21 protein-coding genes are annotated in these 18,229 nt (G+C 69.2%); 15 read left to right on the forward strand and 6 right to left on the reverse strand.

The genetic code is table 11. From position 1 onward, the window contains the following. Position 1: 1 nt before the first annotated feature. The gene (locus tag EV685_RS10710) at positions 2 to 883 is read left to right on the forward strand and encodes a D-hexose-6-phosphate mutarotase (RefSeq protein WP_130482000.1); all 882 of its coding nucleotides are present in this window, start codon (positions 2 to 4) and stop codon (positions 881 to 883) included. 19 nt (positions 884 to 902) lie between these two features. On the opposite strand, the gene EV685_RS10715 is transcribed toward EV685_RS10710, so the two are convergent. Next, positions 903 to 1,994, reverse strand: coding sequence for a 6-phosphofructokinase (locus EV685_RS10715; RefSeq protein ID WP_130482001.1), 1,092 nt, complete (start codon positions 1,992 to 1,994; stop codon positions 903 to 905). A 148-nt stretch (positions 1,995 to 2,142) separates the two neighbouring features. Between EV685_RS10715 and EV685_RS10720 the strand changes: the two genes are divergently transcribed. The 14 genes from EV685_RS10720 to EV685_RS10785 all read left to right on the forward strand — a co-directional run bounded on the left by EV685_RS10720 (position 2,143) and on the right by EV685_RS10785 (position 15,668). Then, positions 2,143 to 2,388, forward strand: a complete 246-nt coding sequence (locus EV685_RS10720) for a FitA-like ribbon-helix-helix domain-containing protein (protein ID WP_130482002.1) — start codon at positions 2,143 to 2,145, stop codon at positions 2,386 to 2,388. Next, positions 2,385 to 2,774, forward strand: coding sequence for a type II toxin-antitoxin system VapC family toxin (locus EV685_RS10725; RefSeq protein ID WP_130482003.1), 390 nt, complete (start codon positions 2,385 to 2,387; stop codon positions 2,772 to 2,774). Before EV685_RS10720 ends, EV685_RS10725 begins: the two co-directional genes overlap by 4 nt. 377 nt (positions 2,775 to 3,151) lie before the next feature. After that, complete coding sequence (mpl, locus tag EV685_RS10730; protein ID WP_130482004.1) at positions 3,152 to 4,516, forward strand: UDP-N-acetylmuramate:L-alanyl-gamma-D-glutamyl-meso-diaminopimelate ligase; 1,365 nt, start codon at positions 3,152 to 3,154, stop codon at positions 4,514 to 4,516. Next, complete coding sequence (locus tag EV685_RS10735) at positions 4,509 to 5,138, forward strand: YqiA/YcfP family alpha/beta fold hydrolase (RefSeq protein ID WP_242615534.1); 630 nt, start codon at positions 4,509 to 4,511, stop codon at positions 5,136 to 5,138. Before mpl ends, EV685_RS10735 begins: the two co-directional genes overlap by 8 nt. A gap of 47 nt (positions 5,139 to 5,185) precedes the next feature. Next, a complete protein-coding gene (locus EV685_RS10740; protein WP_130482006.1) occupies positions 5,186 to 5,926 on the forward strand; it encodes a beta-ketoacyl-ACP reductase in 741 nt (246 codons plus the stop codon). Between the two features lie 107 nt (positions 5,927 to 6,033). After that, complete coding sequence (locus tag EV685_RS10745; RefSeq protein WP_130482007.1) at positions 6,034 to 8,103, forward strand: ribonuclease catalytic domain-containing protein; 2,070 nt, start codon at positions 6,034 to 6,036, stop codon at positions 8,101 to 8,103. Positions 8,104 to 8,120: 17 nt separating this feature from the next. Beyond that, positions 8,121 to 9,056, forward strand: coding sequence for an energy transducer TonB (locus EV685_RS10750; protein ID WP_130482008.1), 936 nt, complete (start codon positions 8,121 to 8,123; stop codon positions 9,054 to 9,056). Between the two features lie 16 nt (positions 9,057 to 9,072). Next, positions 9,073 to 9,864 carry a transglycosylase domain-containing protein gene (locus tag EV685_RS10755; RefSeq protein WP_130482009.1) on the forward strand — a complete coding sequence of 264 codons (792 nt, stop codon included), beginning with the start codon at positions 9,073 to 9,075 and terminating at the stop codon, positions 9,862 to 9,864. A gap of 22 nt (positions 9,865 to 9,886) precedes the next feature. Further along, the gene (locus tag EV685_RS10760; RefSeq protein ID WP_130482010.1) at positions 9,887 to 10,519 is read left to right on the forward strand and encodes a hypothetical protein; all 633 of its coding nucleotides are present in this window, start codon (positions 9,887 to 9,889) and stop codon (positions 10,517 to 10,519) included. A gap of 25 nt (positions 10,520 to 10,544) precedes the next feature. Next, the gene (locus EV685_RS10765) at positions 10,545 to 11,141 is read left to right on the forward strand and encodes a TlpA family protein disulfide reductase (protein WP_130482011.1); all 597 of its coding nucleotides are present in this window, start codon (positions 10,545 to 10,547) and stop codon (positions 11,139 to 11,141) included. A gap of 360 nt (positions 11,142 to 11,501) precedes the next feature. Continuing rightward, positions 11,502 to 11,966: an acetyl-CoA carboxylase biotin carboxyl carrier protein gene (accB, locus tag EV685_RS10770; protein WP_130482012.1), complete on the forward strand. Its 465-nt coding sequence runs from the start codon at positions 11,502 to 11,504 to the stop codon at positions 11,964 to 11,966. Positions 11,967 to 12,080: 114 nt separating this feature from the next. Beyond that, positions 12,081 to 13,433: an acetyl-CoA carboxylase biotin carboxylase subunit gene (gene accC / locus EV685_RS10775; protein ID WP_130482013.1), complete on the forward strand. Its 1,353-nt coding sequence runs from the start codon at positions 12,081 to 12,083 to the stop codon at positions 13,431 to 13,433. Then, positions 13,430 to 14,344 carry a 50S ribosomal protein L11 methyltransferase gene (gene prmA / locus EV685_RS10780; RefSeq protein WP_130482014.1) on the forward strand — a complete coding sequence of 305 codons (915 nt, stop codon included), beginning with the start codon at positions 13,430 to 13,432 and terminating at the stop codon, positions 14,342 to 14,344. The genes accC and prmA overlap by 4 nt, the downstream gene beginning before the upstream one ends. A gap of 22 nt (positions 14,345 to 14,366) precedes the next feature. Continuing rightward, a complete protein-coding gene (locus tag EV685_RS10785; protein ID WP_130482015.1) occupies positions 14,367 to 15,668 on the forward strand; it encodes a zinc-ribbon and DUF3426 domain-containing protein in 1,302 nt (433 codons plus the stop codon). A gap of 101 nt (positions 15,669 to 15,769) precedes the next feature. Here the strand turns inward: EV685_RS10785 and EV685_RS10790 are convergent, their stop codons facing one another. The 5 genes from EV685_RS10790 to rpsC all read right to left on the reverse strand — a co-directional run bounded on the left by EV685_RS10790 (position 15,770) and on the right by rpsC (position 18,217). Then, on the reverse strand, positions 15,770 to 16,276 hold the full coding sequence (locus EV685_RS10790) for a peroxiredoxin (RefSeq protein WP_130482016.1): 507 nt from the start codon (positions 16,274 to 16,276) through the stop codon (positions 15,770 to 15,772). A gap of 182 nt (positions 16,277 to 16,458) precedes the next feature. After that, a complete protein-coding gene (gene rpsQ, locus EV685_RS10795) occupies positions 16,459 to 16,734 on the reverse strand; it encodes a 30S ribosomal protein S17 (RefSeq protein WP_130482017.1) in 276 nt (91 codons plus the stop codon). Then, positions 16,734 to 16,931: a 50S ribosomal protein L29 gene (gene rpmC, locus EV685_RS10800; RefSeq protein WP_130482018.1), complete on the reverse strand. Its 198-nt coding sequence runs from the start codon at positions 16,929 to 16,931 to the stop codon at positions 16,734 to 16,736. The genes rpsQ and rpmC overlap by 1 nt, the downstream gene beginning before the upstream one ends. Positions 16,932 to 16,948: 17 nt before the next feature. Next, entirely contained in the window at positions 16,949 to 17,365 is a 417-nt protein-coding gene (gene rplP, locus EV685_RS10805) for a 50S ribosomal protein L16 (protein ID WP_130482019.1), read from the reverse strand. A gap of 3 nt (positions 17,366 to 17,368) precedes the next feature. Next, a complete protein-coding gene (gene rpsC / locus EV685_RS10810) occupies positions 17,369 to 18,217 on the reverse strand; it encodes a 30S ribosomal protein S3 (protein ID WP_130482020.1) in 849 nt (282 codons plus the stop codon). Positions 18,218 to 18,229: the final 12 nt, after the last annotated feature.

Here is an 18,229-nt window from a genome sequence, read left to right on the forward strand (position 1 = left end):
CATGACGACCCACGACGCTCCCCAGCAACCCCGCGCACTGCACCGCACCGGCCCCTGCGAGTTCGGCGGACTGCCCGCCGTTCACCTGCGCTCGCCCGATGGCGCCCAAGCGACCGTGCTGCTGCAGGGCGCGCACCTTGTGTCCTGGATCCCCGCTGGCGACGAGGAACAGCTTTATCTGTCGCCCGAGACGGTGCTGGACGGCCACACCGCCGTGCGCGGCGGCGTGCCCGTGGTCTTCCCGCAGTTCAGCGACACAGGCCCGCTCGAACGCCACGGCCTGGCCCGCACCCGCACCTGGACGCTCGAACAGGCGACGGTGCGCGGCGAACACGCCTTTGCCGTGCTGACGCTCGAAGACGACGCCGAGACCCGCGCCCTCTGGCCGCACGCCTTCACGCTCGAACTCACCATCAGCGTCGACCGCCGCCGCATCGAGATGGAGCTCGCCGTCATCAACCGCGGCGACACGCCCTTCGAGTTCCAGGCCGCCCTGCACACCTACCTGGCCTGCGCCGACGTGCGCCGCGCCCAGCTCGAAGGCCTGCTCGACCAGAACTACCACGACAAGGTGCTGGACCAGCCGCGCCAGCAGTGGATCGACGTCGTCACCATCGCCCAGGAGCTGGACCGCATCTACTGGGAATCGCCGCGCCAGCTGCTGCTGCGCGAGGTCGGCCGCAAGGTCGAGATCCGCCAGACCGCCTTCGAGGACACCGTCGTCTGGAACCCCGGCCCCGAGCGCAGCGCCGCCCTGCCCGATCTGCCCGATGACGGCTGGCTCGGCATGTTGTGCGTCGAAGCCGCCCAGATCGGTAACCCGGTCCGCCTCGCCCCCGGCGAGGAATGGACCGGCATGCAGACGCTCGAAGTCCAGACCTGACGCGACCGGGCGCCCCGCCTCAGTCGCCCAGGCAGACCCCGATGTCCCGCGCGCACCGCAGCAGCGGGTGATCCAGCGGCACGGTGCGGTTGCGCCCGACCACCTCCGCCAGCGGCACCGTCACCATCTCGCCGCGCTGCAGCGACACCATGCAGTCGAACTCGCCGCGTTGCACCGCCTGCGCGGCGGCATGGCCATAGCGGGTCGCCAGCACCCGGTCAAACGGCGTCGGGCTGCCGCCGCGCTGGATGTGGCCCAACACGGTGGTCCGCACATCGGTCTTGACGCCCAGCACCGCCAGCCGGCTCTCCAGCTGCGCGCGCAGCACATGGCCGACGCCGCCCAGCCGCAACGGGTCCGGGCTGTCGGCCACGGTCCGCTCGACCGTCAGCCCCGCGCCCTGTGCGCACGCCCCTTCGGCGATGCAGACCACGGTGTAGCGCTGCCGCCCGGCCCGCTCGGCACAGACGGCCGCGACCCGGTCCGGGTCATAGGCGATCTCCGGCAACAGGATCACGTCCGCCGCCCCAGCCAGGCCCGCCTCCAGCGCGATCCAGCCGGCATAACGCCCCATGGTCTCCACCACCATCACCCGCCCATGGCTCTGCCCGGTGGTCTGCACCCGCTCCAGCGCATCGGTGACGATGGCCACGGCGGTGTCAAACCCGAAGCTGCGCTCGTTGCAGGCGATGTCGTTGTCGATGGTCTTGGGCACGCCCACCACCGGCAAGCCCATCGCACTGAGCCGCCCGGCCATGGTCATGGTCCCGTCACCCCCAATCGCCACCAGCGCCTGCAAACCCAGCGTCTCCCGCGCATAGGCCAACACCTCGCCCGACACGTCCCGCCCCTGGAAGTTGAACGGACTGGCGGTGTTGCTCGTCCCGAGCAAGGTCCCCCCCATCCCCAGAATCCCGCTGACGCTGCGCCAGTCCAGCGCCCGCACCCGCCGCTCGATCAGCCCGAGAAACCCATCCTCGATCCCGATGACCTCGGCCCCGCACTGGCCGATCAGCGACTTGGTGACCGCGCGGATGACCGCGTTCAGGCCGGGGCAGTCGCCGCCGCCGGTGAGGATGGCGATGCGGGTGGGGGGCGTGGAGCTGGGCATATGGAAGCGCTGTCAACCGGGGAGCAGCAGTGTCTGGTGGATCCAGCCGGGTTTCTCGCACAGGGCGGAACGCTTGGCGAGAGGCTGGCGACGGCCACAGCTTCGCGCAACAATGCAACCATTCTGGTTCCCGAATGGTGCCATCGACATGCCGACGACCCTCACGCTAAAGAACATCCCCGACGCGGTCTACGCGCGCCTGAAATCTGCCGCCGAGATGAACCGGCGCAGCCTGAACAGCGAGGCGATCGTGTGCCTGGAAGCGGTCCTCCTGCCGACCCGGCTGTCGACCGGCGAGCGGCTGGCCAGGGCGCGTGAATTGCGAGCGGCGCTGCCCCAACAAGGTTTCCTGGCCGACGACATCGACGCTGCCAAGCGCGAGGGCCGACCATGATCGTGGTCGACACGAACGTGCTGGCCTATCTCTACCTGCCCGGCGAGCACACGGCCGCTGCGGAGTCACTGCTGCGGCGGGATCCGGACTGGTGTGCGCCCGTGCTCTGGCGCAGCGAGTTCCGCAACATCCTGGCGGGATACGTCCGTCGCGCCACCCTTTCGTTCGGACAGGCCTTGAGCCTGCAGGCCGAAGCCGAAAGCCTGATGGCGGGTTGCGAGCACGAGGTCGATTCCAGGGCCGTCCTCGAACTCGTCCGGGACAGCGACTGTTCCGCCTACGACTGCGAGTTCATCGCGCTGGCCATGTCTTTGGACACCCGGCTGTTCACCCTCGACAAGAAACTGCTGCGGGCGTTTCCGGACCGGGCGGTGGCGCTGAGCTGAAGCGGTTCAGGCCCCGCCGGCCGCGCGCGTCGCGTCGTCCGGAAACGAATGGTCGACCGCATCTCGGCCAGTTCCGCATCGATGTCGAGGCGCGACACGCCAACGGCCTCTAGAACGTCTGCCCATGCCACCGTCATGCGAGCGGGCAGGCTCTGGGCGTCCCTTGCCGCGACGATGACCGGCATCAGCGTCCGCTCGTACATGCAGAGGACGTCGAGCGAACAAGGTCCAAAGGGCGTGGCCGAAGGGGTGCTCGAACGGGTGCGAAGGATCCAGGTCGACCATGCCTTGCGGCGTCGGCGGCGGACCCCGCAGCCACGGGAAAGCACCCCCGCCCGTTCACCAGGCCGCCATGCCCCGACTTCTAGAATCGTCCGATGCACATCCACATCCTCGGCATCTGCGGCACCTTCATGGGAGGTCTGGCCGCTCTGGCACGTGAAGCGGGGCATCGCGTGACGGGTTGCGATGCCAATGTCTATCCGCCGATGAGCGACCAGTTGCGCGCGCTCGGCATTGAGCTGATCGAGGGCTGGGATCCGGGGCAGATGGCGTTGAAGCCGGATCTGTACGTGATCGGGAACGTCGTCAGCCGGGGCAATCCGCTGATGGAGGCCATCCTGGATGCCGGTGCGCGCTACACCAGCGGGCCGCAGTGGCTGGCCGAGCATGTGCTGGCGGGGCGGCATGTGCTGGCTGTCGCGGGGACGCATGGCAAGACGACCACCACGGCCATGCTGGCCTGGATCCTGGAAGCGGCCGGTCTGCAGCCGGGCTTTCTGGTGGGGGGGGTGCCGCAGAACTTCGGGGTGTCGGCGCGGCTGGGTACGGCGGGCGCCCCCTTCGTCATCGAGGCGGACGAATACGACACCGCCTTCTTCGACAAGCGCAGCAAGTTCGTGCACTACCGGCCGCGCACCGCCGTGCTGAACAACCTGGAGCATGACCACGCCGACATCTTTCCGAACCTGGCGGCCATCGAGCTGCAGTTCCATCACCTGGTGCGCACCGTGCCGCGGGCCGGGCGGCTGGTGGTGAACCAGCGGGAGGACAGCCTGCAGCGGGTGCTGGAGCGTGGCTGCTGGACCGAGGTGACCTGGTTTGGCGCGCGCAAGGAAACGCCCGGTGCCCTGCGTGCCCGGGGTGAGCCGCATGCCTTTGATGTGCTGCGCGGCAGCCTGAAGGTGGCCCGTGTGGACTGGGCGCTGCTGGGCGAGCACAACCAGCTGAACGCGCTGGCGGCGATCGCGGCGGCGGAGTCGGTGGGGGTGACGCCGGAGGTCGCCGGCGTCGCGCTGGCGCGTTTCGAGAACGTGCGGCGGCGGCTGGAACTGCGCGGCGAGGCGGGGGGCGTCAAGGTCTACGACGACTTTGCGCACCACCCGACCGCCATCCGGACCACCGTCAACGGCCTGCGCCGCAAGGTCGGGCTGGACCGGATCCTGGCGGTCTTCGAGCCACGTTCGAACACGATGAAGCTGGGCACCATGGCCGAGCTGCTGCCCTGGGCGCTGGAAGAAGCCGACCTGAGCTTCTGCCACAGCGCCGGGCTGGCCTGGGATGCGGGGGCCGCGCTGGCGCCGTTGGGCGAGCAGGTGCAGGTGCATGACCAGCTCGACCGGCTGGTCGCCGCCGTCGTCAAGGCCGCCCGGCCGGGCGACCATGTGCTGTGCATGAGCAATGGCGGCTTCGGTGGCGTGCACCAGAAGCTGCTGGACGCGCTGGCCACGCGGCGTGGCTGATCTGCCGGTGTCGCTGACCCAGCCGGGTCCGCCGACCCACCTGCTCTATCTGCACGGCTTCCGCTCGTCGCCGCAATCGACCAAGGCGCAGCGCATGGCGCGCTGGGCGGTGGAGCGGGCGCCGGGGCTGACGTTCTGGTGTCCGCAGCTGCCGCCGTCGCCGGCCGAGGCCGTGGCCTTGATCGAAGCGGGCATCGCCAGCTGGCCGGCCGGTCGCAGCGCGGTCATGGGCAGTTCGCTGGGCGGCTGGTATGCGACGGTGGTCGCCGAACGGCACGGCTGGCCGGCGGTGCTGCTCAACCCCGCCGTCGAGCCGGCCCGGGACCTGGCCCGGCACATCGGCGAGCAGACCAGCTGGCACGACCCGCAGGATCGTTTCTTCTTCCGCCCCGAGTTCATCGACGAGTTGCGCGCGCTGCAGCCGCCGGTGCCGCTGACCCGCCCGGCCCGATACCACGCCGTCATCGCCACGGGCGACGAGGTCCTGGACTGGCGCGAGATGGCCGCGCGCTACGCCAGCGGCGACACCGTCGTGGTCGAGGGCAGCGACCATGCCTTGAGCGATTTCGAGGACCACTTGCCCGGCGTGCTGGCCTTTCTTGGCTTCGATCCGGCAAGCTGATGCCCAACCGTCCCCCCATCGACCCACCCACCCAAACCCCAGCCACCATGCGTTTGCAGAACAAGGTCTCGATCATCACCGGCGCCGCCCAGGGCATCGGCCTGGCCACCGCGCTGAAGTTCGCCCGCGAGGGCGCCATCGTCGTCATCGTCGACATGAAGCCCGAGGCGGTCGAGGCGGCGGTTGCGCAGTGCCTCGCGCTGGGCGCGCAGGCCGTCGGCCATGCCGTCAACGTGACCGACCGGGCGGCGGTCGATGCGCTGGTGGCGAGCGTGCGCGAGCGCTTCGGCCGCATCGACGTGCTGGTCAACAACGCCGGCATCACCCGCGACGCGCGGCTGCAGAAGATGACGCTGGAGCAGTTCGACGCGGTCATCGACGTCAACCTGCGCGCGGTGTTTCACTGCTCGCAAGCGGTCGCGGATGCGATGGTCGAGCAGGGCTCGGGCGTGATCCTGCTGGCCAGCAGCGTGGTGGGGATCTACGGCAACTACGGCCAGACCAACTACGCGGCCAGCAAGTTCGGCGTGATCGGCTATGCCAAGACCTGGAGCCGCGAGCTGGGGCCGAAGGGCATCCGCGTCAACGCGGTGGCGCCGGGCTTCATCGAGACGCCGATCCTGGCGACCATCCCCGACAAGCTGATCGCCCAGATGCGCGAGGAGGTGCCGCTGCGCCGCCTGGGCCAGCCCGAGGAGATCGCCAATGTCTACGCCTTCCTGGCGAGCGACGAGGCCAGCTACATCAACGGCGCCGTGATCGAGGTCGCTGGCGGCTTGACGGTTTGACGGCTTGACGCCGCCCTGCGCGCGGCATTGGCTGGCTGAATTCGCTGGCATCCGTCACGCCCAGCGGGGGCGGTCGGTCATGTCGCCCCTGCCACAATCCGCGCCCTATGCCCTCGACCTACGCCCTGTTCGATGACGCCGGTAAATTCCTCGCCGGCCGTGTCCTTTCCGAAGCCGAAAGCTCCCTGCAGGTCGAGCTCGACTCGGGCAAGCGCGTCAAGGTCAAGTCGGCCAACGTGATGCTGCGCTTCGACAAGCCAGCGCCCGCCGAGCTGCTGGCCGACGGCCAGCGTCTGGCCGAGACCATCGACCTGGACCTGGCCTGGGAGTTCGCTCCGGAAGAGGACTTCGGCTTCGCCGACTTCGCCCGCGACTACTTCGACGCCAGCGCCGGCACCGCCCAGCAGGCCGCCGCGCTGTTCCGCCTGCATGGCGCGCCGCACTACTTCCGCCGCGCCGGCAAGGGCCAGTTCCGCAAGGCGCCCGAGGAGATCGTCAAGGCCGCCCTGCTGGCGATCGAGCGCAAGGCGCAGCAGGCCGCGCAGATTGCCGGCTGGGTCGACGAACTCGTCGCCGGTCAGTGCCCGCAGCCGGTGCGCGAGCAGCTCTACAAGATCCTGTTCAAGCCCGACAAGAACGCGCCCGAATACAAGGCCGTGGTCGACGCGGCCAAACGTGCCCAGCGTGCGCCGCTGGACCTGCTGCTGGCGGCCGGGGCGATCGACAGCCCCTACCAGTTCCACTGGCGGCGCTTCCTGTTCGACCAGTTCCCCAAGGGCCCGGGCTTCCCGGCGGGCCTGCAGGCGCCGGCCATCACCGCCGAGCTGCCGCTGGCGCCGGTGCGGGCCTTCTCGATCGACGACTCGTCGACGACCGAGATCGACGACGCGCTGTCCTTCCAGGGCATCGGCAGCGGCACGGTCGTGGTCGGCATCCACATCGCGGCGCCGGCGCTGGCGATCGCGCCGGATTCAGCGGTCGACAAGGTCGCGCGCGACCGTTGTTCGACGGTCTACATGCCGGGCTGGAAGATCACCATGCTGCCTGACGAGGTGGTGCAGGCCTACACGCTGCTGGAAGGCCGCGACTGCCCTGCGGTCTCGCTCTACGTCACCTTCGACGAGGCCACGCTGGCCGTGCAGGCCAGCGAGACGAAGCTGGAGCGCGTGCCCATCGTCGCCAACCTGCGCCACGACCAGCTCGATGCGGTCGTGACCGAGGCGGCGCTGAGCGGCGAGGCGCCGGCCTCCTTCGACTTCGCCACCGAGCTGACCTTCGCCCACCGGCTGGCGCGTCATCTGAAGGCGCAGCGCGAGGTGGTGCGCGGCAAGCCGGAGAACTTCAACCGGCCGGACTACAACTTCCGCCTGGTCGACGCCGACGGGAAGTCGCCGAGCGAGCCGCCGACCGGCGTCGAGTCGGTGCAGATCAGCGAACGCCGCCGCGGTGCGCCGCTGGACCTGATCGTGGCCGAGGCCATGATCCTGGCCAACAACACCTGGGGCGGTTGGCTGGCCACGCTGGGCGTGCCGGGCATCTACCGCAGCCAGGCCAGCATGGCGCCGGGCATCAAGGTGCGCATGTCGACCCGCGCGGCGCCACACGCCGGCATGGGCGTGGCGCACTACACCTGGGCGACCTCGCCGCTGCGGCGCTACGTCGACCTGGTCAACCAGTGGCAGATCATTGCCTGCGCCCGCCACGGCGCGACGGCGCTGCTGGCCGCCCCGTTCAAGCCCAAGGACACGACGCTGCTGGCCATCATCAGCGGCTTTGACGCGGCCTACACCGCCTACAACGGCTTCCAGAACGGCATGGAGCGCTACTGGACGTTGCGCTGGCTGCAGCAGTCGGGCACGACCGAGATCACCGCGACGGCGATGAAGGACGGCCTGGTGCGCGCCGACACGCTGCCGCTGGTGCTGCGCGCGGTCGGTGCCGACAGCCTGCCGCGCGGCGCGCATGTGCGCATCCGCCTGGGCGAGCCGGACCTGTTGACGCTGGACATCGGCGGCAGCGTGATCGCCCGTCTGGACGATGTGCCGACCGATGACGCCCCGGTCGACGACGACGCCGATGCCGAAGAAGGCGCCGCCGCCGCGCCGCTGGCGCTGGCCATCGACGTGGCGGACGCGGACGAGGCCACCGAAGCGCCGGTGGCGCCGCCGGCCGCCTGACGTCTTCGGAATCCACCATGCGCCTGGCCCTGCCCCGCCTTGACCTGCGCCGGCTGCTGAGCCGCCAGACCTGGCGCGACATGACGACGCTGCAGCGCGCGCTGCTGGTGTCGGTGCTCGTGCATCTGGCCTTGCTGACCGTGCGTTTTGCCGATCCGGAAGCCCTGCGCCGGGTGCTGGACGACACGCCGCTGGAGGTGGTGCTGATCAACGCCAGCAGTGCGACCGCGCCGCAAAAGGCTCAGGTGATCGCGCAGCGCAACCTCACCGGCGGCGGCGACGCCGCCAAGGGCCGCGCCACCTCGCCGCTGCCGCCGATGGTCGCCAACCAGTCGGGCGACGCGCTGGAGGAGACCCGCAAGCACCTGGAGCAGATGCAGGTCCAGCAGATGCAGTTGCTGGCCCAGGTCAAGCGCGAGCTGGCCAACCTGCCGTCGCCCGAACAGCGCCAGGCCGGCTCGCCCAAGCTGCGCCCGTCCGATGAGGACCGGCGCCGGCAGTTGCTCAACCTGCTGGCCGAGATCGAGAAGCGCATCCAGATCGAGAACGAACGGCCGCGCCGCCGCTACGTCGGCCCGGCCGCGCGAGAGGGCGTGCATGCGCTGTACTACGACCAGCTGCGCCACCGCATCGAGGAGGTCGGCACGCGCAACTTCCCGACCGCCAATGGCCGCAAGCTCTATGGCGAGCTGACCGTGCTGGTGGCCGTCGACGCGCTCGGCCGGGTCGCCGAGGCCGAGATCGTGCAGGGTTCGGGCAATGCCGCGCTGGACAAGCGGGCGCTCACCATCGTGCGCGGCGCCGGGCCCTACGGTGAGTTCAGCACCGCGATGCGCGCGCAGTTCGACCAGCTGGTGTTCGTCTCGCGCTTCCGCTTCACCCGCGACGAGGGCCTGCGCGCCAACGTCGAGGACGCCAGCGTGCAACGCGCGGCCGACCCGGCGGCGCGCTGAACCGACCCCGCTGGCGATGCGCGCGCTGCGAACCCACGCCCTGCGCCTGGCGCTGTTGATCCTGCTGAGCGGGATCGGCCTGCAGGTGTTCTTCGCCGGCCGCATCGCGCTGATGCGCGTCATCGCGCCCGAGTCAACCACCTTCCAGCGCAGCGAGATCTGGCGCCTGGCGGTCGAGCGGCAACAGGTCGACTGGAGCCAGCGCTGGGTCGATCAGGCCCAGATCGCCGATCACCTCAAGCGTGCGGTGATCGCCAGCGAGGACGCCGGCTTCACCGAACACAGCGGCGTCGAATGGGACGCGATCGAGAAGGCCTGGAGCCGCAACCAGAAGGCCGAGGCCCGCGCCGAGCAGCTCAACGAGGCGCGCGAACGGCGCGAGCAGCGCCTGGCCCAGCGTGGCAAGGCGGCGCCAGCCGCCAGCACGCCGGTGAGTCCCAAGCTGGTCGGCGGGTCCACCATCAGCCAGCAGCTGGCCAAGAACCTTTTCCTGTCGGGTGAGCGCACCGCCGCGCGCAAGGCCCAGGAACTCGTCATCACGCTGATGCTGGAGGCGCTGCTGCCCAAGCAGCGCATCCTGGAGATCTACCTGAACAACGTCGAGTGGGGCGAAGGCCTGTTCGGTGCCCAGGCGGCGGCGCGCCACTACTTCCGGCAGGATGCCGGCGCCTTGACGACGATGCAGGCGGCGCGCCTGGCGGTGATGCTGCCGGCCCCCAAGCGCTTCGAGAAGCGGCCCGACTCGGCCTACGTGATCGGCCGCGCCGGCACGGTCGCCGCCCGCATGGGCGCGGTCGAGCTGCCCTGAACCCGTCCCACCGGACAACGCCATGACCTCCGACCTGACGCTCGAGATCGCCGCCGTCGCCGCCCGGCTGGTGGTCGACGAGGGCATGGAATACGGACCCGCCAAGCGCCGCGCCGCCGACAGCCTGGGCTTGCGCACGGGTGGTCGCCGGGGCGGCGCCGAGCTGCCGGACAACGAGCTGCTGGAAGACGCGGTGCGCGAGCACATCGCGCTGTTCTGCGCCGACACCCAGCCCGCCGAGCTGCGGGCCCTGCGCGAGCTGGCCGCGCAGTGGATGGCGCGCTGGCCGCAGTTCCGTCCCTACCTGTGCGGGGCGGTCTGGCGCGGCACGGCCACCCGGTTGTCGACCGTGCACATCGAGCTGTATTGCGAGGACAGCAAGACCGCCGAGATCGCGCTGCTCGACGCGGGTGTGGATTTCGACGTGGCTTCGGCCCCCGGGCCGCGTGGCCAGCCCATCGACACGCTGCTGTGCGAGCTACCCTGCCGGGCGCTGCAGACCCATGTGCTGGTGCGCCTGAGCGTGCTGGACCACGACGACCTGCGCGGCGCCCTCAAGCCCGATGCGCGTGGCCGGCCACAGCGTGGCGACCTCGTGGCGCTGCGTCGTCTGCTGGACGCCGATCTCGCCTCCGACCCCGCCGGGTCCACCTGAACCGCTGAGCTTCTGGAATCGCCGCATGAACCGTCGCAACCTCACCCTAGGCGCCGTCGCTGGCGTCGCCCTCGCCGCCGGCATCGGCTGGTCGCTGCGCCGCACGCCGCTCACGCCAGTCACCGAGACCTCCGCCCCGGCCGCCCCGGCTGCATCGGGCTCGGCGGTCGCCGGCGATCCGGCCTCCGCCCCGTCGGCCACGGGTGGTGATCTCTGGAGCCTGGCCTTCGACCGTCCCGACGGGGGCCGCATCGAGTTGGCCAGCCTGAAGGGCAAGCCGCTGGTGATCAACTTCTGGGCCACCTGGTGCCCGCCCTGCGTGCGCGAGATGCCGCTGCTGGACGCTTGGGCGAAGCAGCACGCCGGCCACGGCCTGACGGTGCTGGGCCTGGCCGTCGACAGCCCGTCGCCGGTGCGCGAATACTTGCAGAAGACCCCGGTCAGCTTCCCCATCGGCCTGACCGGCTTTGCCGGCACGGAGCTCGCCCGACAGCTCGGCAACGAGCAGGGTGGCCTGCCCTTCACCGTCGTCTTCGACGCCGCCGGCAGCGCCATCGTGCGCAAGCTCGGCGAAACCAAGGCGGCCGATCTGGCCGACTGGGCGCGTGCCCTGAAGCTCTGACGCGGGCCTTGCCCACGGAACGAAGCGATCGGCTGTCAAGGCTCTTTTTGGGCTGAAAAGCGCGTAAAGTCCGGGTTTCGCCTCGGAAACCCACCGCTTCCGGCGTCGAACGTCGCTGTTTCGCCCCTCTCGGCCAGCCGCCCCGTCTCCCCGACGGGACCGGCCTGAAGGGTTCCGGACGGCACCGGCTGGCACGACCGGCCGCTTGTTGATCTGTGGCGCGCTCCTCGCGTCGCCACGGCAGCTCGGCGGTGATCCCACAACTTTTGGATGGTGCGCCCGCGCATGAGCAAGTCACGCAACGCGACAGCCCCAGCGGCGTCCGAACTTCCCAAGCAGAACAATCCTGGAGCGCCTCGTATGGACCTTCGCAAGCTCAAGACCCTGATCGACCTGGTGTCGGAATCCAACGTGTCCGAACTGGAGATCACCGAAGCCGAAGGCAAGGTGCGCATCGTCAAGGCACCGCCGACCATCATCCAAGCCGCCGCGCCGATGGTGATGGCCACCGCGCAGCCCGCCCCGGCGATGGCCGCGCCCGCCCAGGTTGCCGCCGCCGTGCCGCTGGAAGTCGCCGCGCCGGCCGTCACCGGCCACATGGTCAAGTCGCCGATGGTCGGCACCTTCTACCGCGCGTCCAACCCCGGCGCCAAGCCGCTCGCCGATGTCGGTCAGCAGGTCAAGGAAGGCCAGGCGCTGTGCATCATCGAGGCCATGAAGATCATGAACGAGATCGACAGCGACAAGGCCGGCGTGATCACCAAGGTGCTGGTCGAGAACGGTCAGCCGGTCGAATACGGCCAGCCGCTCTTCATCATCGAGTGATCCCGGCGTCCCGCCACGCGGGACCGATGTTCACGAGACCCTGACCGCCGCGCCCCGACCACCGGGGCGCGCGCTCACCGGGCAAGGCCCGCGAGGGCCCAGAGCCGAGGCACCATGTTCAAGAAAATTCTCATTGCCAACCGCGGGGAGATCGCCCTGCGCATTCAGCGCGCCTGCCGCGAGATGGGCATCCGCGCGGTGGTCGTCTATTCCGAGGCTGACCGCGAAGCCAAGTACGTCAAGCTGGCCGACGAAGCGGTCTGCATCGGCCCGGCGCCCTCGGCGCAGAGCTACCTCAGCATGCCGGCGATCATCGCGGCGGCCGAAGTGACCGATGCCGAGGCCATCCACCCCGGCTACGGCTTCTTGTCCGAGAACGCCAACTTCGCCGAACGTGTCGAGAAGAGCGGCTTCGCCTTCATCGGCCCGACGCCGGAGTCGATCCGGCTGATGGGCGACAAGGTCTCCGCCAAGGCGGCGATGGTCGAAGCAGGCGTCCCGACCGTGCCCGGCGTGCCCGGCGCGCTGCCTGAAGACAGCAAGGAGATCGTGCGCATCGCCCGCCAGATCGGCTACCCGGTCATCATCAAGGCGGCGGGCGGCGGTGGTGGTCGCGGCATGCGCGTGGTGCACACCGAGGCCGCACTGATCAATGCGGTGCAGACGACGCGCGCCGAGGCCGGTGCGGCCTTTGGCAACCCGTCGGTCTACATGGAGAAGTTCCTCGAGAACCCGCGCCACATCGAGATCCAGGTGCTGGCCGACACCCACGGCAATGCGGTCTGGCTGGGCGAGCGGGACTGCTCGATGCAGCGCCGCCACCAGAAGATCATCGAGGAGGCGCCAGCACCGGGCATCCCGCGCAAGGTGATCGAGAAGGTTGGCGAGCGTTGCGCGGCGGCCTGCAAGAAGATCGGCTATCGCGGCGCCGGCACTTTCGAGTTCCTGTTCGAGAACGGCGAGTTCTTCTTCATCGAGATGAACACCCGCGTCCAGGTCGAGCATCCGGTCACCGAACTGGTCACCGGCATCGACATCGTCCAGCAGCAGATCCGGATCGCGGCCGGTGAGACGCTGTCGGTGACGCAGAAGCAGGTGCCGCTGCGCGGCCATTCGATCGAGTGCCGCATCAACGCGGAAGATCCGTACACCTTCATGCCCTCGCCGGGCCGCATCACGATGTGGCATCCGCCCGGTGGCCCGGGTGTGCGGGTCGACTCGCACGCCTACACCAACTACATGGTGCCGCCCAACTACGACTCGATGATCGGCAAGATCATCGTGCATGGCGACACCCGCGAGCAGGCGCTGGCGCGCATGCGCAGCGCGCTGAGCGAGACGCTCGTCGAAGGCATATCCACCAACATCCCGCTGCACCGCGAGCTGATGGCCGACGCCGCCTTCGTGGAAGGCGGCACCAGCATCCACTACCTCGAAGGCTGGATGGAAAGGCGCAAGCGTCGATGATCGAGCTGCTGCTGCTGACGCCGGCCACGCGCGTCGACGAGGTCTCCGACATCCTGATGGAGCTGGATGCGCTGGCCGTCACGGTCGAGGACGCCGACGCCGACACGCCCGACGAGGCGCCGATCTTCGGCGAGCCCGGCATGCCGGCGACCCTGTCCGAGCAGATCCGCGGCTGGCAGCGGTCGATCCTGAAGGCGCTGTTCGAGGATGAAGACGCCGCCACCGAGGCCTTGACGATCCTGCTGGCGCAAGACGGCATGGCCGGCGACGAGGGCGTGCATGTCCAGTCAATGTTGACCGTGGCCGACCAGGACTGGGTCCGCCTGACCCAGTCGCAGTTCGACCCGGTGCCGATCACCGACAGCTTCTGGATCGTGCCGTCCTGGCACCAGCCGCCGGCCCAAGCGCGGCAGGTGATGCGACTGGACCCTGGCCTGGCGTTCGGCACCGGCACGCACCCGACCACCCGCATGTGCCTGCGCTGGATCGCCCGCCACGGCGACCAGGCGCCGGGCTGGGACCGCCTGCTGGACTATGGCTGCGGCTCCGGCATCCTCGCCATCGGCGCGGCACTGCATGGCGCGCGTGGCATCGATGCGGTCGACATTGACCCGGCCGCCGTCGAGTCGACGCTGGCCAACGCCAGCGCCAACGGCGTGACGCTGCAGCCGGGTCTGCCCGACCGGGCCAGCGGGCTCTATCCGGTCGTGCTGGCCAACATCCTGTCGGCGCCGCTCAAGCTGCTGGCGCCGCTGCTGTGCAGCCATGTCGCGCCGGGTGGTCATCTCGTGCTGGCGGGCATCCTGACCCGCCAGACCGAAGAACTGCAGGCAGCCTACGCGCCCTGGCTCGCGCTCGAGGTCGGTGACGAGCAGGACGGCTGGGTGCTGCTGACCGGCCGCCGCACCTGACAAGCCGCAGGCCCGATCGCCCATGACGCTCGCGACGTCCTGCCCTTCCTGCGGCACGGTCTTCAAGGTCATCGAGGACCAGCTCAAGGTATCCGAGGGTTGGGTCCGCTGCGGCCACTGCCATTCGGTCTTCAACGCGCTGGAAGGTCTGTTCGACCTCGGCGCGCGCCCGCGCAGCGGCCATTCCCGCCCGATGAGCGAAGGTCTGGCCAGCGGGGCCGGTGTGCTGCAGGAAGTGCCGGAAATGGCGCCGCCGGAAGGCACGGGCCCGGCATCGCCGGACCTCCCCATCCGTCAGACCCGCTCGGCGGTCGCGACATCGGGCCTGGCCGCGCCCTCGGGCTTCGGCACGGCCGAGACGTCGGAGCTGCCGACCGAGTTCGTGCCGCCGCAGGATCAGCCTCGGGAGGCTCGTGAGACTCGTGAGACTCGTGAGACTCGTGAGACTTGGTCCATGGCGCCCGTGTCGACGATGCCGGCGCAGGGACCCGAAGGGACGGTGCACGAACGCCATGAGCTGGAAGCGGCGGACACGAGCGCGCGACATCACCCCGATTTCTCGGATGCCGACACCGTCTTCCAGGCCCATGACCCTCAGGGCGCCCTTGACCTCGGGCTGATGGGTGAACGTCCGGGCGAAGATCGGTCCGATGGCCGCGCCGCCGACGATGTTCAGGCCCTCGAACCCCGTTTCGAGCCCTTGCCCGGGGGTTGGCCGGAGATGCCCCTGCGCGATGCGGGCTCGGTCGCTTCAGCGGTCGACGCCGATGCGCTGGGCGGCCCCGGATCGGCCACCTGGGGCGAGATGCAGGCGGCCCCGAGTTTCGTGCGCCACGCCGACCGTGCCGCATGGTGGGGCCGTCCGGCGGTTCGGGTCGCGCTGTACGCCGGCTGTGTGCTGGCGGCAGCCGGGCTGGTGCTTCAGTTCGGACTGATGCGGCGCGACCTGCTGGCGGCCCAGTCGCCCCTCGCCGCCGCCGTCCTGCAGCCGGTCTGCGCAGCCATGGGCTGCACCCTCGAAGCGCCGCGCCTGCTTGACGCGCTGGCGGTCGAGTACAGCAACATGGTCAAGCTCTCCGGGGTCGACGGCTATCGTCTGCAGGTTCTGCTGCGCAACCGCGCCGAACACGCCGTTCGTGCGCCAAATGTCGAGCTCAGCCTGACCGATGCGGCCGGAGCACTGGTGGTTCGTCGCGTGCTCAAGCCCGCCGACTTCCAGCAGGCCGATGCGCTGGCCGCCGCCGCAGAGGGCAACTGGCAGCTGGAGTTCGCCAGCAGCGACCGCCGGGTCGCCGGCTACACGGTGGCGATCTTCTATCCCTGAGCCCGCCGGCCACGGTCGCGAGGACTCGGTCGCATTCAGACGGACATGAAAAAGGGCGACCCGTGGTCGCCCTTGTCACATGCGCCAGCGCGGGCGAAATTTCAGGCGCGCGCCTGCTTCAGCATGGTCTGCGCATCGCTGACTTCGAAGGCGCCGGGGCCTTCGATGTTGAGCGTCTTGACCACACCGTCCTCGACCAGCATCGAATACCGCTGCGAGCGCACACCCATGCCGCGCGCGGTCAGGTCCAGCGTCAGGCCGACGGCCTGGGTGAAGGATGCCGAGCCGTCGCCCATCATGCGGACCTTGCCGGCGGTGCCCTGGTCACGGCCCCAGGCGCCCATCACGAAGGCGTCGTTGACCGACACGCACCAGATCTCATCGACACCGGCGGCCTTCAGGTCCGCAGCCGCTTCGACATAGCCGGGCACATGCTTGGCCGAGCAGGTCGGCGTGTAGGCACCGGGCAGGGCGAAGATCGCGACCTTCTTGCCGGCGGTCTCCTTCTGCACGTCGAAGCTGTTGGGGCCGAGCGAGCAGCCATTGCCCTCGACCTCGATGAATTCCTGCAACGTGCCCGCGGGCAACTTGTCTCCAACCTTCAGCATCTGCTTCTCCAGCGTGAGTGAACCGTGTGGGATGGGCCTGCACGGGCTGCGCGCAGACATGAAAAAACCGGCCTGCCAGTATCCCAGCAGTCCGGTTTCGAGGTGACCCGCAGCGGCTAAACCGCTCGATCACCAGGGGTCGGTGCGACAGCGCCGGCGCGAAGGCCGGCACCGGTCGGTCATCAGACCGTGCGTGCCTTCTCGACAAGGCGGGTCACGACCCAGCTCTTAGTCTTGGACAGCGGACGGCTCTCGGTGATCTCGACCACGTCGCCCATCTTGAATTCGCCGGTCTCGTCATGCGCGTGGTACTTGCGCGAACGGGCCACGATCTTGCCGTAGAGCTCGTGCTTGGCACGGCGCTCGACCAGCACGGTCACGGTCTTGGCACGCTTGTCGCTGACGATCTTGCCCACGAAGGTGCGGACAGACTTGGCGCGGGTTTGGGCTTCGCTCATCACGCAGCTCCCTTCTTCTTCTCAGCGAGGATCGTGCGGGCGCGGGCGATGTCGCGACGCGTCTGCTTGAGCACGTTGGTATTGCTCAATTGTTGCGTGGCCTTTTGCATGCGCAGACCGAAATGGGCCTTCAGCAGATCGCTGATTTCCTTTTCGAGAGCTGCGACATCCTTGGCACGGAGTTCAGAGGCTTTCATCTTTGTTCTCCTTGCGCTCAGGCGCCAAAGCCACGCGACACGAAGGTCGTGCGCAGCGGCAGCTTGGCGGCTGCCAGCGTGAACGCCTCGCGAGCGAGTTCTTCGGGCACGCCGTTGAGTTCGTACAGGACCTTGCCCGGCTGGATCTCGGCCACGTAGTACTCGGGGTTGCCCTTGCCGTTGCCCATCCGCACTTCGGCCGGCTTCTGCGAAATCGGCTTGTCCGGGAAGATCCGGATGAAGATGCGGCCGCCGCGCTTGATGTGGCGCGAGATGGCACGACGGGCGGCTTCGATCTGGCGCGCGGTGATGCGGCCACGCTCAGTGGCCTTCAGGCCGAACTCGCCGAACGACACATTGGCGCCACGGGTGGCGAGGCCGGTGTTGCGGCCCTTCTGTTCCTTGCGGAACTTGCGACGCGATGGTTGCAACATTCCTTACTCTCCTTTGGCAGCCGCCGGTGCAGCAGCGCGAACGACGCGCTTGGCACCCGGCTTGGCATCACCGGCGGGGCCGGCCGACGGGGCAGCGGCAGGGCCGTCACCACGAGCGGGACCACGCGGACCACGACGATCACCCGGGCGGTCGTTGCGCGGGCCACGGCGGCGACGGTCGTCTTCCGGACGATCCTCACCACGCAGCTGCGGCGCTTCGCCGTTGGCCAGGCGGTCACCCCGGTAGACCCAGACCTTGACGCCGATGACGCCGTAGGTGGTCTTGGCTTCCGAGAAACCGTAGTCGATGTCGGCCTTGAGGGTGTGCAGCGGCACACGGCCTTCGCGATACCACTCGGTGCGAGCGATTTCGATGCCGTTCAGGCGGCCGGCCGACATGATCTTGATGCCCTGGGCGCCCAGGCGCATCGCGTTCTGCATCGCGCGCTTCATGGCGCGGCGGAACATGATGCGCTTCTCGAGCTGCTGGGTGATCGATTCGGCGATCAGCTGGGCATCGACTTCAGGCTTGCGCACTTCCTCGATGTTGACGGCCACCGGCACGCCCAGCATCTTGGCCAGTTCGACCTTCAGGTTCTCGATGTCCTCGCCCTTCTTGCCGATCACCACGCCCGGACGTGCCGAGTAGATCGTGATGCGGGCGTTCTTGGCCGGGCGCTCGATGGTGATGCGCGAGACAGCGGCGCTCTTGAGCTTCTTCTTCAGGAACTCACGAACTTCGATGTCTTCGGCCAGCATCGCGGCGAACTGGCGGTTGCCAGCGTACCAACGAGACGACCAGTTGCGCGTCACCGGCAGGCGGAACCCGGTCGGATGGATTTTCTGTCCCATGGATTTCGTCCT

This window comes from Sphaerotilus mobilis (genome assembly GCF_004216565.1).
GTDB classification, from domain to species: domain Bacteria; phylum Pseudomonadota; class Gammaproteobacteria; order Burkholderiales; family Burkholderiaceae_C; genus Sphaerotilus; species Sphaerotilus mobilis.